General features: G+C 72.1%; 11 protein-coding genes. 6 read left to right on the top strand and 5 right to left on the bottom strand.

Annotated features, from left to right (window positions below; genetic code table 11):
• Positions 1-119 precede the first annotated feature (119 nt).
• Together ORI94_RS00710 and ORI94_RS00705 are read right to left on the bottom strand one after the other, a co-directional pair.
• Positions 120-971, bottom strand: coding sequence for an ABC transporter permease (locus ORI94_RS00710; protein ID WP_266071711.1), 852 nt, complete (start codon positions 969-971; stop codon positions 120-122).
• On the bottom strand, positions 968-1996 hold the full coding sequence (locus ORI94_RS00705; protein WP_266071710.1) for an ATP-binding cassette domain-containing protein: 1029 nt from the start codon (positions 1994-1996) through the stop codon (positions 968-970). The genes ORI94_RS00710 and ORI94_RS00705 overlap by 4 nt, the downstream gene beginning before the upstream one ends.
• A 267-nt stretch (positions 1997-2263) precedes the next feature.
• Here ORI94_RS00705 and ORI94_RS00700 point away from each other — a divergent pair, with 267 nt between their 5' ends.
• Positions 2264-3244 carry an NAD(P)H-quinone oxidoreductase gene (locus ORI94_RS00700; RefSeq protein WP_266071709.1) on the top strand — a complete coding sequence of 327 codons (981 nt, stop codon included), beginning with the start codon at positions 2264-2266 and terminating at the stop codon, positions 3242-3244.
• A gap of 99 nt (positions 3245-3343) precedes the next feature.
• Here ORI94_RS00700 and ORI94_RS00695 read toward each other — a convergent pair whose 3' ends face one another.
• Positions 3344-4024, bottom strand: a complete 681-nt coding sequence (locus ORI94_RS00695; RefSeq protein ID WP_266071708.1) for a hypothetical protein — start codon at positions 4022-4024, stop codon at positions 3344-3346.
• A 276-nt stretch (positions 4025-4300) separates the two neighbouring features.
• On the opposite strand from ORI94_RS00695, the gene ORI94_RS00690 reads away from it, so the two are divergent.
• Positions 4301-4843 carry a bacterial proteasome activator family protein gene (locus ORI94_RS00690; RefSeq protein ID WP_266071707.1) on the top strand — a complete coding sequence of 181 codons (543 nt, stop codon included), beginning with the start codon at positions 4301-4303 and terminating at the stop codon, positions 4841-4843.
• Between the two features lie 137 nt (positions 4844-4980).
• Here the strand turns inward: ORI94_RS00690 and ORI94_RS00685 are convergent, their stop codons facing one another.
• The gene (locus tag ORI94_RS00685) at positions 4981-6657 is read right to left on the bottom strand and encodes a protein kinase domain-containing protein (protein ID WP_266071705.1); all 1677 of its coding nucleotides are present in this window, start codon (positions 6655-6657) and stop codon (positions 4981-4983) included.
• 360 nt (positions 6658-7017) lie between these two features.
• Between ORI94_RS00685 and ORI94_RS00680 the strand changes: the two genes are divergently transcribed.
• On the top strand, positions 7018-8640 hold the full coding sequence (locus tag ORI94_RS00680; protein ID WP_266071704.1) for a protein kinase domain-containing protein: 1623 nt from the start codon (positions 7018-7020) through the stop codon (positions 8638-8640).
• 103 nt (positions 8641-8743) lie between these two features.
• On the opposite strand, the gene ORI94_RS00675 is transcribed toward ORI94_RS00680, so the two are convergent.
• On the bottom strand, positions 8744-9775 hold the full coding sequence (locus tag ORI94_RS00675; protein ID WP_266071702.1) for a phosphotransferase: 1032 nt from the start codon (positions 9773-9775) through the stop codon (positions 8744-8746).
• Between the two features lie 497 nt (positions 9776-10272).
• Here ORI94_RS00675 and pdhA point away from each other — a divergent pair, with 497 nt between their 5' ends.
• Genes pdhA through ORI94_RS00660 form a run of 3 tightly spaced genes read left to right on the top strand, consistent with a single transcriptional unit; the run spans position 10273 to position 14222 of the window.
• Positions 10273-11595, top strand: a complete 1323-nt coding sequence (gene pdhA / locus ORI94_RS00670; RefSeq protein ID WP_266071700.1) for a pyruvate dehydrogenase (acetyl-transferring) E1 component subunit alpha — start codon at positions 10273-10275, stop codon at positions 11593-11595.
• A gap of 1 nt (position 11596) precedes the next feature.
• The gene (locus tag ORI94_RS00665; protein ID WP_266071698.1) at positions 11597-12598 is read left to right on the top strand and encodes an alpha-ketoacid dehydrogenase subunit beta; all 1002 of its coding nucleotides are present in this window, start codon (positions 11597-11599) and stop codon (positions 12596-12598) included.
• A 16-nt stretch (positions 12599-12614) separates the two neighbouring features.
• On the top strand, positions 12615-14222 hold the full coding sequence (locus ORI94_RS00660; protein WP_266071696.1) for a dihydrolipoamide acetyltransferase family protein: 1608 nt from the start codon (positions 12615-12617) through the stop codon (positions 14220-14222).
• Positions 14223-14382: the final 160 nt, after the last annotated feature.

Raw genomic sequence — 14382 nt, 5'->3', positions numbered from 1 at the left:
CCCCGGGAACACGAGAGGCGACGGGGCACGAGAGGCGACGGGAACACGAAAGGCGATGGGGAGTCCCCGGGGCACCTGCCCCGGGGACTCCCCGTTCCCGCCGGCCTCGTCGGCCCGTGTCACTTGCGGTTGTAGAGCCGCATCGTGACCGGTCCGAAGACCAGGACGAACAGGGCGGACCAGCCCAGCGACCAGGCGACCTCGTCGGCCGGCCAGTCCCCCGCCATCAGTCCGCGCACCGCGGACGCGAGGTGTGTGACGGGACTGTTGTTGACGAAGGCCTGGAGCCAGCCCGGCATGGTGCCCGGGTCGACGAAGACGTTGGACAGGAAGGTGAGCGGGAAGATCACCATCATGCTGACGCCCATCACCGACTTCTCGGTCCGCAGCATCAGCCCGAACATCGTCCAGATCCACGAGAACGCGAACGCGAAGACCACCAGCAGCACGATTCCGGCCAGCACGCCGGTGACCCCGCCGTCCGGCCGGTAGCCGAGGATCATGCCCACGGTGAGCATCACGGCGGACGCGATGGTGTAGCGCAGGGCGTCGCCCAGCAGATAGCCGACCATCGTCGAGGGCCGCCAGACCGGCAGGGTGCGGAACCGGTCGAAGACGCCCTTCTCGATGTCCGTGTTGACCGAGACACCGGTGTACATCGTGATCATCACGACCGACATCACCAGGATGCCCGGCAGCAGGAACTGGATGTACTCCGTCGGCGAACCGGCCAGCGCCCCGCCGAAGAGGTACGTGTACATCAGCACCATCATGATCGGGAACGCGGTGACGTCGAAGAGCTGCTCCGGCACATGCTTGATCTTGAGGATCGCGCGCCAGCCGAAGGTCAGGCAGGCCGACCACGCGCTGGGACGCGGCGGACGCTCCTTGGCGACCAGCAGCTCGGCGAGGGAGTCGGTGCGCACCGGGGCGAGTTCCGCGCTCTCGGTTGTCGTCGTCACGGTACTCATGCCGCCACCTCGTCCTTCGGGGCGTGGGAGTTGTCGGAGTCGTCGGAGCCGGTCTGGGTGTCGTGGCCGGTGAGGGCGAGGAACACCTCGTCCAGGCTCGGCTGGCCGAGCGAGAAGTTGTCGACGGTGACGCCGGCCGCGGCCAGTTCGCTCAGGGCGCGGGCGGCCTGCTCGGCGGCGGTGTCCTGGCTCGCGGCCGTGCCCAGGCGGGCGGTGAGCGTCACCGGGTCGGGGTCGGGCTGCACCGTCGCGTCGAGCAGGCTGCGCAGCAGATCCGCGGCGAGCGGCCGTTGATCCGGATCGCGCAGCCGCAGGTGGACGGTGCCGGCACCGACGGAGGCCTTCAGCTCGCCCTTCGTGCCCTCGGCGATCACCTTCCCGCGGTCGATGACGGCGATCCGGGACGCCAACTGGTCGGCCTCGTCCAGGTACTGCGTGGTCAGCAGTACGGTCGTGCCCTGGGCGACCACCGCGCGCACGATGTCCCACACCTGGTTGCGGCTGCGCGGGTCCAGGCCGGTCGTCGGCTCGTCGAGGAACAGCAGGTCGGGGGTGTTGAGGATGGACGCGGCGATGTCGATACGGCGCCGCATGCCGCCCGAGTAGTGCTTGACCTGCTTCGCCGCCGCGTCCGTCAGGCCGAACGCCTCCAGGAGCTGGGCGGCACGGGTGCGGGCGGCCGGTTTGCGGTGGCCGAGCAGCCGGGCCAGCAGGATCAGGTTCTCGGCGCCGGTGAGGTCCTCGTCCACGGACGCGTACTGCCCGGTGAGGCTCACCAGGCCGCGCACCGTGTCGGCCTCGCGCACGACGTCATGGCCGAAGACACGGGCGTCGCCGCCGTCCGGCCTCAGCAGGGTGGCGAGCATCTTCACGGTGGTGGTCTTGCCGGCGCCGTTCGGTCCGAGGACGCCGTACACCGTGCCGGCCGGGACGGCGAGGTCGACCCCGTCGACGGCCCGGGTCTCACCGAAGATCTTGACCAGGCCGGCGGTTTCGATCGCCAGGCCGGACGTCTGCGTGCTCATGCTTCGGGTCCTTCCACGTGCTTCCGGGTGCTGGGGCTACGCAGGGAGAGACCTTCACCGTCGCGCAAATTCATCGCTCCCGCACATGGGTTTCCCACGAACCGACCCAACGACGGACCCTGCCTCCGCCCATGGACCCAGGCCGGACCCTGCCTCCGCCCATGGACCCAGGCCGGACCCCGCCTCCGCCCATGGACCCAGGCCGGTCCTCGGACCGGTCCTCGTACCTGAGCCGTCCACGGCCCGGCCAGAGGTAGCGTCGTCCTCATGTATGCGATCACGATTCCCGAACCCGGCGGGCCCGAGGCGCTGGTGTGGGAGAAGGTCCCCGACCCCGTTCCCGGCGAGGGCGAGGTGCTGGTCGAGGTGGTGGCCGGCGCCGTCAACCGTGCCGACATCATGCAGCGGCAGGGCTTCTACGACCCCCCGCCCGGTGCCTCCCCCTACCCCGGCCTGGAATGCTCCGGCCGGATCACCGCACTCGGTCCCGGGGTGACCGGGTGGGCGGTCGGTGACGAGGTCTGCGCGCTGCTCGCGGGCGGCGGCTACGCGGAGCGGGTCGCCGTCCCGGCCGGCCAGCTGCTTCCCGTCCCCAAGGGGCTCGACCTCAGGCAGGCGGCGGCACTCCCTGAGGTCGTCTGCACGGTCTGGTCGAACGTCTTCATGGTGGCCCACCTCCGCCCCGGCGAGACACTGCTCGTGCACGGCGGCTCCAGCGGCATCGGCACCATGGCGATCCAGCTCGCCAAGGCCGTCGGCGCCAAGGTCGCCGTCACGGCCGGTACGAAGGAGAAGCTGGAGCGCTGCGCCGAGCTGGGCGCCGACATCCTGATCAACTACCGCGAGCAGGACTTCGTGGCCGAGGTGCAGCAGGCCACCGACGGCGCCGGCGCGGACGTCATCCTCGACAACATGGGCGCCAAGTACCTGGACCGCAACGTCAAGGCCCTCGCCGTCAACGGCCGACTCGCGATCATCGGCCTGCAGGGCGGTGCCAAGGGCGAGCTGAACATCGGCGCCCTCCTGAGCAAGCGCGCCGCCGTCAGCGCGACCTCGCTGCGCGCCCGACCGCCGGAGGAGAAGACGGCGATCGTCGCGGCCGTACGGGAACACGTCTGGCCACTGGTCGACGGCGGCCATGTCCGTCCCGTCATCGACCGTGAGATCCCGATGCCGGAAGCGGCCGACGCCCACCGGGTCGTGGAGGCCAGCAGCCACATCGGCAAGGTGCTGCTGATCGCGCCGTAGGACTTGCTGATGCCGGATGCCGGATGCCGGATGCCGGATGCCGGATGCCGGAGACCGGAGACCGGAGACCGGAGACCGGATGTCCGTGGGCCTCGGGCTTCAGCTCCGCCGCAGCCTGAGGCCCACGAACGCCAGCCCCAGCCCGAGCCCCATCAGGACCAGCCCGCTGCCCAGCGGCAGGATGCGCAGCATGGGCTCGGCGGAGCGCCCGGTGCCGGTGGCGGCGTTCGCCGCGGGCTGCCGCGACATCTCGGAGGGCACCGGGACGGCGGTCTCCCGGGACTGGGCCGCGTCCGGGGCGGGCCCGGTGTCCGCCGCGCCGACCTGGGCCCTGCCCGGCTTCTCGGGGGCGCCGCTCACGCCGTCGCCCGGTCCGTCGTCCCGTCCACCCCACGGGTCCGCCTCCCCGGCCCCTCGGGGGCCCTCGGGCCTCTCGCCCGGCTCCTCCGGCGCGGGTACCTCCCGCCCCGGCCGCTTCCTTCCCTCCCCGGGCCGGCTGCCGGCCCGGGAGGGCTCGGCGGAGGGGGAGAGGGACGGTTTCGCGGCCGGGGCGGAAGCCGGGCGGAAGGAGGGGGAAGCGGAAGAGGGGGCGAAGGAGGCGGAGGAAGACCGCGTGGTCGCGCGGGAGGGCGCGTCGGGCGGCCCGCCCAGCGCCTCCCGGTGCCCGCCCACCACCCCGTCGGCGCCGTACGCCACCGACGTACCGAAGGGCGCCGCGACAGGTCCGTACGGCAGCATCGCCCCCACTCCCGCTCCCGCTCCGGTCACCGCCCCTGTCATCACCCCGAGCACGACACCCGCTCGCAGGGCGAGCCCCGCCCTCGTCGCCCCCGTTGCACGTAGCCATGAAGTCACGACGGTGACCTCCCGCGCCGGCCGGTGCCCGTTCGCACCGTCGGCAAGATGGGCCTGATGGACCCCCACAGGCTCGCATTCCCGTGTGCACCCGGCATTCCGGATTCCCCCACTCGTGGGGCGTCAAGGAATGACCGGGGGAGGGCCGGGACAGTCAGGGGGCCTCGAAGGTGTACGGCGGGCGTGCGAGAGAATGGCCGTATGGAGATGCCGAGGAATGAACGGTCGCCGGACAATCCGCAGGTTCTGGTCGTCGGCCAGGACGGCATGGCGCTCGGCGGGGGCACCGGGGACGAGGACTCCCGCGAGGTCCCGGTGACGGACCAGGTGGAGCAGCCCGCGAAGGTCATGCGGATCGGCAGCATGATCAAGCAGCTGCTGGAGGAGGTGCGCGCGGCTCCTCTGGACGAGGCCAGCCGGGTCCGGCTCAAGGAGATCCACGCCAGCTCGGTGAAGGAGCTGGAGGACGGACTCGCGCCCCAGTTGGTCGAGGAGCTGGAGCGGCTCTCGCTGCCCTTCACGGACGAGGCGACTCCGAGCGACTCCGAACTGAGGATCGCGCAGGCCCAGTTGGTGGGCTGGCTGGAGGGCCTCTTCCACGGTATCCAGACCACGCTCTTCGCCCAGCAGATGGCCGCGCGCGCCCAGTTGGAGCAGATGCGCCGGGCCCTTCCGCCGGGCGTCGGCGACGGCGGCCACGAGGAGCCCCCGATGGGCGGCCGCGTGGGCGGCCCCTACCTGTAGCCGGCCGCTCGTCCCCGCCCCGCTGCGACAGGAACGGAACAGCCGGACAGGGGCAGACCGGACAGGAGCAACCGAAAGGGGCCCGGCATCGAAGCCGGGCCCCTTTCGTGCGTCCTCGTGGACTTGTCCCTGTGGGCTCAGGCGCTCGGCGGGTTGCCCGTGGAGACGTCGAGCTGGATCTTGGGCATGTCCTCGGGGTCGACGTCCGTACCGGCGGCGGGGAACTGGTTCATGACCGAGCCTTCGCCGTACGTGTTCTCGTCGACGGTGCGCACCTCCAGGTCCCACCCGGCGGCCTGGAAGCACTCCTTGACCGACTTGATGTACTTGAACTTCAGCTTCGGGAGCTGGATCTTGTCCTCGTCGTTGTAGGACTCCCGGGGGTCCGTGCACTCCTCCGGGTCGATCGTCTTGCTCGTGTCGGGTCCGCGGTGGCCGGACACCTGGGAGGCCGCCGCCGACGCCGACACCGACGCGCTGACGCCCGGGTCGCCGCCCTCGTTGTTCTCGTCACCGCCGCCGTTGGCCAGCAGGGCCGCGAGCAGCCCGCCGACGGCGAGGACGGACACGGCGATCGAGCCGATGATCACCGGCTTGTTGTTCCTGCCGCCGCCCGGTCCGCCCGAACCCGAAGCCTGGGGCGTCAGGTTGTACGGCGGCGGCGTCGACGGACCCCCCTGCTGCGCGCCGTACGGGGAATGAGGTGTCGGGTAGCCGCCCTGCGGGGCGCCCTGCTGCGGATAGCCGTACGCCGACGGGGCCGGGGCGCCGTACGGGTTCGCGGTGTGCTGCTGGGGCGGGACCGGCGTGTACGGGGTCTGGACGCTGCCCTGGGCCGCCGGCGCCGACTGGTCGACGGGCGGGAACACCGCGGAGCCGACGCCCGCGCCGCTCTGCCCGTGCGTGCCGGGGACGATGCTCGGCGGGGCGGCCTGGAAGGACTGGCTCACCCGCAGGCACTCGCCGCGCATGGCCTCGGCGCTGGGGAAGCGCTCGTTCGGGTTCTTCTTCAGCGCGCGGGTGATCAGCGCGTCCACGGCCAGGGGCAGCGCGCGGTTGACCGAGGAGGCGAGCGGAGGCTCCTCCTGTACGTGCGCGTACGCGATGGCCAGCGGCGAGTCGGCGTCGAACGGAAGCCGTCCGGTGACCAGTTGGAAGAGCATGATGCCGACCGAGTACAGGTCGGAGCGGGCGTCGACGCCCCGTCCGAGCGCCTGCTCGGGCGAGAGGTACTGCGGGGTGCCGACGACCATGCCGGTCTGTGTCATCGACGTCACACCGGACTGCATGGCGCGGGCGATGCCGAAGTCCATCACCTTGACCACGCCGCGCTTGGTCGTCATCACGTTGCCCGGCTTGATGTCCCGGTGGACCAGGCCCATCTCGTGGCTGATCTCCAGGGCGGCCAGCACGTCCGCGGTGATCTTCAGCGCCTTGTCGGCGGGCATCGCGCCCTGCTGCCGCACGTCCTCGTCGAGCACGGAGCCGAGCGGGCGGCCCTCGACGTACTCCATGACGATGTACGGCGTCAGCATGCCGTCCACGTCGTCCTCGCCGGTGTCGAAGACCGAGACGATGTTGGTGTGCGTGAGCTTCGCCACGGACTGGGCCTCGCGGCGGAAGCGTTCGCGGAAGGCCTGCTCCCTGCCGAGTTCCGTGTGCAAGGTCTTGATCGCGACCTGACGGTCGAGCACGCTGTCGTACGCGAGGTGGACCGAGGCCATGCCGCCCTGGCCGAGCAGGTCCCGCAGTTGGTAGCGGCCGCCTGCGAGCGCCCGACCCGCGTTGTGGCCCTGTGCGCCGTCCTGGCTCATGTTCCGCGTCCCCCGTAGCCTCTCCGGCGCTGCCGTCGACGACCGTTTCCTCGTAGCTCCCGTGCGCTATTCCCGGCCAAGTCTGCCCGAGGCCACGGACACGTCAAGCGTGGGGCCCGTTCCGTGACCGTACGGGACAGAAGAGTCGCGGAAGCGTTACAGGGAGGGGTGGGGCCCGGTCCGCCACCTGGCGGACAGAATTTGCATGACGATACGGACTGCGGGTTTCATGACCGGTCCGTCCCCTGCCGGTCCTGGCATCCCGTCCCGGACCGGAGGTCGGCGCGGAGGCTGTAGCGTGGCCGACGGAGACCGTGACAACACCGCGCGCACCGCGGGCAGAAACGACGGCGAGGACTGATGGCACAGCAGCAGCGCGCTCAGGGCCCGTCCGACCCCGAGGCGACTGGCGGCGGCATGTCGGACGCGCCGGACAACTGGGGTAACGGCGGACTCGTGGGCGACGGCCGTTACCGGCTGACGCACCGGCTCGGCCGGGGCGGCATGGCCGAGGTGTTCGCCGCCGAGGACGTGCGCCTCGGGCGTACGGTCGCCGTCAAACTGCTGCGCGCCGATCTCGCCGAGGACCCGATCTCCAAGGCGCGGTTCACGCGCGAGGCGCAGTCGGTGGCCGGTCTCAACCACCACGCGATCGTCGCCGTGTACGACTCCGGTGAGGACGTCGTGGGCGGCCAGTCCGTGCCGTACATCGTCATGGAGATCGTCGAGGGCCGCACGATCCGCGACCTCCTGCTCAACGCCGAGGCGCCCGGCCCCGAACAGGCGCTGATCATCGTCTCCGGTGTCCTGGAGGCGCTGGCCTACTCGCACGAGCACGGCATCGTGCACCGTGACATCAAGCCGGCCAACGTCATCATCACGCACAACGGCGCCGTGAAGGTGATGGACTTCGGCATCGCCCGCGCGCTGCACGGCGCGTCCACGACGATGACGCAGACCGGCATGGTCATGGGCACTCCGCAGTACCTCTCGCCGGAGCAGGCGCTCGGCAAGGCCGTCGACCACCGGTCCGACCTGTACGCGACCGGCTGCATGCTGTACGAACTCCTGGCCCTGCGGCCCCCGTTCACGGGCGAGACGCCGTTGTCCGTGGTCTACCAGCATGTCCAGGACATCCCCACGCCCCCGTCGGAGGCCTCGGACGGCTGCCCGCCGGAGCTCGACGGGCTTGTCATGCGCTCACTCGCCAAGGAGCCGGACGACCGGTTCCAGACGGCCGAGGAGATGCGCGGACTGGTGCAGTACGGGCTGCAGATGCTCTACGACCAGGGCGGCCACACGGGCACCTGGAACACCGGCCCGGTCGGCATGCACGACGGCCGGCACAGCCCAGCGGCGGGTTTCGCGGGCACGGCGGTGATGCCGCACCCGGACGCGTCCGGCACCGCGGCCATCCCGAAGCCGATCCTGCCCCACCAGTACGGCGCCGGGGACGACGGAGGCTTCGAGGGCGGCGACAACCAGGGCGACGGCCGCGGCAGGCTGTGGATCCTCGCGGCGCTCGCGGTGATCGCCGTCGTCGCGGGTGTCGCGCTGGCGCTGAACGGCGGCGGCGACGGCGAGGGCGACAAGATCCCGACCAGGTCGCCGTCCTCCTCGCAGACCGCCGAGGAGAAGGAGCCCAGCAAGTCGCCGGAGGAGAACGACGAGACCGAGGAGCCGGAGGCGCCGAACACGGACACCGGCACCGGCAGTGGCAGCGGTTCCGGTGGCGGTGGCTACGTTCCGTCGTACGACCCGGTCCCGTCGCCGCCGCAGAGTCAGCCGGAGCCGGAGGAGCCGACGGACGAACCGACGGACGTCCCGTCGACGCCGGCCGACACCGAGACCGAGGAGCCGCCGGTGACGGGCGGCGGCGAGGGCGGCAGCGAGGGCGGCACGGCCGACGGCGGTACCGAGGGCGGGACGGCCGACGGCGGTACCGAGGGCGGCGCGGTCGACGGCGGGATCACCGGCGGCTGACCACGGGTCACGGACCACGGGCGGGCCCTGCACCCGCCGTCCCACCCCGCGCGGAGCACATCCGCGCGGGGTGGCGTCGTGAACGGGCCGCCGGGCGTCCGCCTCACCCGGTGAACGCCGCGCGCACCGCCTCGTACTCCCGGGTCCACCACACCACCAGCGCGGCCGTGGCCGGGAACTGGGGGTCCGCGCGGGTGTCGCCGCGCTCGTAGTGCCAGCGGAGCATCCAGAAGTCGTTGAGGCGCTCCCACCACACCCGGTGCACCGCCGCGGCGAGCTGGGCGGGCGTGGCCCCCGCCCCGCGCCGGTACGCGCGGGCGTAGGACCGTACGCGGGGCAGGTCGAGGGTGCCCGAGGGCCGGACGAAGAAGATCGCCGCGGCGCGTACGGCCTCCTCCGCGCGGGGCCGCACACCGAGCCGGTCCCAGTCGACGATCGCCGCCGGCGCGTCCCCCCGGTACAGCACGTTGAACGGGTGGAAGTCGCCGTGCACCCACCCCACCGCGCCCCCGCGCGGAGGACGCCGGTCGGCGTGCCGCTCCAGGAGGGCCCGCCGTTCCAGGAGACGGCGGCGGGCGAGGGCATCGAAGGAGTCGGCGGGGCGGTGCCGGCGGACGCGGCCGAGCAGGTCGTCGACGAGGGTGAGGGTGTCGGCCGGGTCGGCGCTCTCCGCCGGAGCGCCGTGGGTCCGCGCGGGGGCCGGCATCACACGTTCCAGACCCGCGTGCACCGCCCCGAGCAGTGCCCCGAGCCGCGCGCACTGCCCCGGTGTGAGCTGTCCGCCGTGCCGGTGCCGTCCGTCGATCCAGGGGTGCAGGGCGTACGCGTGGCCGCCCACCACGGCGACCGTGCGCCCGTCCCGGGCGGGCAGTGGCGGGGCCACCGGCACGCCCAGATCGGCCAGGCGCCGGGTGGCCCGGTGCTGGCGGACGATCGCGGCCGGATCGGCGGTCTCGGGGTCGAAGTGGTGCTTGAGGAAGTAGCGGCCGCGGGTCGTCCGCAGGCGGTAGCCGCGGTTGAGCAGACCCTCGTCGACGGGCTCGCAGGTCACCGCGGAACCGGCGGAGTACCGGCGTAGCAGGGCGCCCAAAGGGGGTGCGCAAGGAACAGGGGGTGGTACACGTAGGCGCGACACGCGCCAGATGCTAGGGCACCGCGCGAGGCCGTGAGCTGGGCGTTGTCACAGGCAGTCATTTACGGTCGCACTATGTGCCCGATCTGCCGTCGGGCGGGAACCGGTCCGGGGGCCGGGCGGCAGCCGGCCGGGAGGGCCGGGTGGGTGGTCGGGTGCGGGACACGACCCTTCCCGTGTCCGGGGTCTCCGGGATAACGTGCCGTTGCTCCGGCCTCCTGCAAGGCTGTGACCAGCGCGCCTTTCCCGCCTTTCCGATTTACTTGGAAATCCAAGCAAAATCCCAGGTCAGGAAGGGTTTCACAGAAATGTGGCGCACTGGGTAACGTGCTATGTGCAGGTCGCTCGCCGGGGCACCTGTCACACCTGTTCCCGGCCGGGCGGCACCCACCCCGTGCCCGTGGTCGAGAAGAGGTGAGCCTCCCCCAGGCTTCGACGAGCTGGAGGAGGACCCCAGACCTACCGGCAACCCCGGGGGTCGGACCGACGGAGGAGCACACGTGACCGTGGAGAGCACTGCCGCGCGCACACCGCGACGCAGCGCCGGAAGTGATGCCGGCACCAAGCGCACTACCAGCACCACCGGCACCACCGCCAAGAAGGCGGCCCCGGCCAAGAGGGCGACCCCGGCGAAGAAGGCGACCCCCGCCAAGAAGGCGACCGAGGCGAAGAAGGCCGCCGTCGCCAAGAAGGCCCCGGCGGCCGGGAGGACCGCCGGCGCGAAGCCGCAGAGTGCCGCCGAGCCCGGCCTCGTCCAGTTGCTGACGCCCGAGGGCGAGCGGGTCGAGAACGCCGAGTTCGACCAGTACGTCTCCGGCGTCACCCCGGAGGATCTCCGCGGCCTGTACCGCGACATGGTGCTCACCCGCCGCTTCGACGCCGAGGCCACCGCGCTCCAGCGCCAGGGCGAGCTGGGCCTGTGGGCCTCGCTGCTGGGCCAGGAGGCGGCGCAGATCGGCTCCGGGCGCGCGCTGCGCGACGACGACTACGTCTTCCCGACCTACCGCGAGCACGGCGTCGCCTGGTGCCGCGGGGTGGACCCGACCAACCTGCTCGGCATGTTCCGCGGCGTCAACAACGGCGGCTGGGACCCGAACAGCAACAACTTCCACCTGTACACGATCGTCATCGGCTCCCAGGCGCTGCACGCCACGGGGTACGCGATGGGTGTCGCCAAGGACGGCGTGGACAGCGCGGTGATCGCCTACTTCGGCGACGGCGCCTCCAGCCAGGGCGACGTGGCCGAGGCCTTCACCTTCTCCGCGGTCTACAACGCCCCGGTGGTGTTCTTCTGCCAGAACAACCAGTGGGCGATCTCCGAGCCGACCGAGAAGCAGTCCCGCGTCCCGCTGTACCAGCGTGCGCAGGGCTTCGGCTTCCCGGGCGTCCGGGTGGACGGCAACGACGTGCTGGCGAACCTCGCCGTGACCCGGTGGGCGCTGGAGCGGGCCCGCGCCGGTGAGGGACCGACGCTGATCGAGGCGTTCACCTACCGCATGGGTGCCCACACCACCTCCGACGACCCCACCCGCTACCGCCACGACGAGGAGCGGGTTTCCTGGGAGGCCAAGGACCCGCTCCTGCGCCTTCGCCGCTACCTGGAGTCCGCGCACCACGCGGACGAGGGTTTTTTTGCGGAACTGGACACCGAGAGCGAGACGTTGGGCAAGCGGGTGCGCGAAGCGGTCCGTGCCATGAAGGATCCCGACCACTTCGCCGTCTTCGAGAACGTGTACGCGGACGGCCACGCCCTCGTCGACGAGGAGCGGGCCGCGTTCGCCGCGTACCAGGCGTCGTTCGCGGACGCAGACGGGGGCAAGTGACATGGCGGAGAAGATGGCTCTGGCCAAGGCGATCAACGAGTCGCTGCGCCGCGCCCTGGAGGAGGACCCCAAGGTCCTCGTCATGGGTGAGGACGTCGGCAAGCTCGGCGGCGTGTTCCGGGTGACGGACGGGCTGCAGAAGGACTTCGGCGAGAGCCGCGTCATCGACACCCCGCTCGCCGAGTCGGGCATCGTCGGCACCGCGATCGGCCTCGCCCTGCGCGGCTACCGCCCGGTGGTCGAGATCCAGTTCGACGGTTTCGTGTTCCCGGCGTACGACCAGATCGTCACGCAGCTCGCGAAGATGCACGCGCGGTCGCTGGGCAAGGTGAAGCTCCCGGTCGTCGTGCGCATTCCCTACGGCGGCGGCATCGGCGCGGTGGAGCACCACTCCGAGTCCCCGGAGTCGCTGTTCGCGCATGTGGCGGGCCTGAAGGTGGTCTCGCCGTCGAACGCGTCGGACGCGTACTGGATGATGCAGCAGGCCGTCCGGAGCGACGACCCGGTGATCTTCTTCGAGCCCAAGCGGCGCTACTGGGACAAGGCCGAGGTCACGCTCTCCGACAGCGGCTTCGCCGCGGGCGAGGCGATCGCGGGTCCGCTGCACACCGCGCGCGTGGTCCGCGAGGGCACCGACCTGACGCTGGTGGCGTACGGCCCGATGGTGAAGCTCTGCCAGGAGGTCGCGGACGCGGCCGCCGAGGAGGGCCGCTCCCTGGAGGTGCTGGACCTGCGCTCGGTCTCCCCGCTCGACTTCGACTCGATCCAGGCGTCGGTGGAGAAGACCCGTCGTCTGGTCGTCGTCCACGAGGCACCGGTGTTCTTCGGTTCGGGCGCGGAGATCGCCGCGCGGATCACGGAGCGCTGCTTCTACCACCTGGAGGCCCCGGTCCTGCGGGTGGGCGGATACCACGCCCCGTACCCGCCGGCCCGCCTGGAGGAGTCCTACCTCCCGGACCTGGACCGGGTGCTGGACGCCGTCGACCGCTCGCTGGCGTACTGAGGAGGGGGAGGGAGACATGACGACGACACAGACGCCCGTGCGTGAGTTCAGGATGCCCGACGTGGGCGAGGGACTGACCGAGGCCGAGATCCTCAAGTGGTACGTCCAGCCCGGTGACACGGTCACCGACGGACAGGTGGTGTGCGAGGTCGAGACGGCGAAGGCGGCCGTGGAGCTTCCCATCCCCTACGACGGGGTGGTCCGCGCGCTGCACTTCCCCGAGGGCACCACGGTGGACGTGGGCACGTCCATCATCGCGGTGGACGTCTCGGGGGGCGCCGCCCCGGAGGCCCCCGCCGAGCCGGCCGCCGAAGCCCCGGCCGCCGAAGCCCCGGTCGCCGCTCCCGCCGGGCAGCCGGCGGAAGCCGAGCCGGCCACGCCGGCGGGCTCGGGCCGTCAGCCCGTACTGGTCGGCTACGGCGTGGCGACGTCCTCCACGCGCCGCCGCCCCCGCAAGGCCGCCCCGGACCTCCCCGCCCAGCAGGCGGCAGCCACCGCCGTGCAGGCGGAACTGAACGGCCACGCGGTGGCACCACCCGCACCAGCACCTGAGCCCGTTCCCGCTCCCGCGGCCGCGTCCGCGCCGGTCGCCGGAGGGCAGCGCCCGCTGGCGAAGCCGCCGGTGCGCAAGCTGGCGAAGGACCTCGGCGTCGACCTGGCGTCGGTCACCCCGACCGGCCCGGACGGCGTCATCACCCGCGAGGACGTCCACGCGGCGGTGGCCGCCCCCGAGGCCGGACCCACGGCACCGGAGCCCGGGGCGCCCGCCCCGGCGGCCCCCGCCGCCGCTCCCGCCTCCGTGCCGGCTCCGGCCCCGGTGTCGTACGACACGGCGCGCGAGACCCGTGTCCCGGTCAAGGGCGTGCGCAGGGCGACGGCGGCGGCGATGGTCGGCTCGGCGTTCACGGCGCCGCACGTCACGGAGTTCGTGACGGTGGACGTGACGCGGACGATGAAGCTGGTCGAGGAGCTGAAGCAGGACAAGGAGTTCGCGGGTCTGCGGGTGAACCCGCTCCTGCTGATCGCCAAGGCCCTGCTGGTCGCGATCAGGCGCAACCCGGACGTCAACGCCTCCTGGGACGAGGCGGCCCAGGAGATCGTGGTCAAGCACTACGTCAACCTGGGCATCGCGGCGGCCACCCCGCGCGGCCTGATCGTCCCGAACATCAAGGACGCGCACACCAAGACGCTGCCCCAGCTCGCCGAGTCCCTGGGCGAGCTGGTGTCCACGGCCAGGGAGGGCAGGACGTCCCCGGCCGCGATGCAGTCGGGCACCGTGACGATCACCAACGTCGGCGTCTTCGGCGTCGACACGGGCACACCGATCCTCAACCCCGGTGAGTCCGCGATCCTCGCCGTCGGCACGATCAAGCTCCAGCCGTGGGTCCACAAGGGCAAGGTGAAGCCCCGTCAGGTCACGACCCTGGCCCTCAGCTTCGACCACCGCCTGGTCGACGGCGAACTGGGCTCCAAGGTCCTGGCCGACGTGGCGGCCGTCCTCCACCCCCCCACCCGCCGGACCCCGGGGGGGGCCCCCGCCCCCCCCGGCGCCCCCCCCCCCGGGGGGGGGGCCCGCCGGTGCGTACGGGTCGCAGGACGGTACTGCCCACCACGGGGAACTTGACGGCCACGGTGTCGCCGTCCCGCGCGCAGTCGCTCGAGCCCTTCGAAGGCCGTCCGTTCCCGGACGATCGTGTGGCTCACGGGGCTTCCGCTCCCCTGACGAGGGCCGTGGTCCCGGCCCGGGTGATCGTGTGACCGTCCATGACGCGGGTGTGCGGGGG

The sequence above is a fragment of the Streptomyces sp. NEAU-W12 genome (assembly GCF_026242095.1).
Lineage (GTDB): Bacteria > Actinomycetota > Actinomycetes > Streptomycetales > Streptomycetaceae > Streptomyces.
This window is presented reverse-complemented; position numbering and strand designations above follow the sequence as displayed.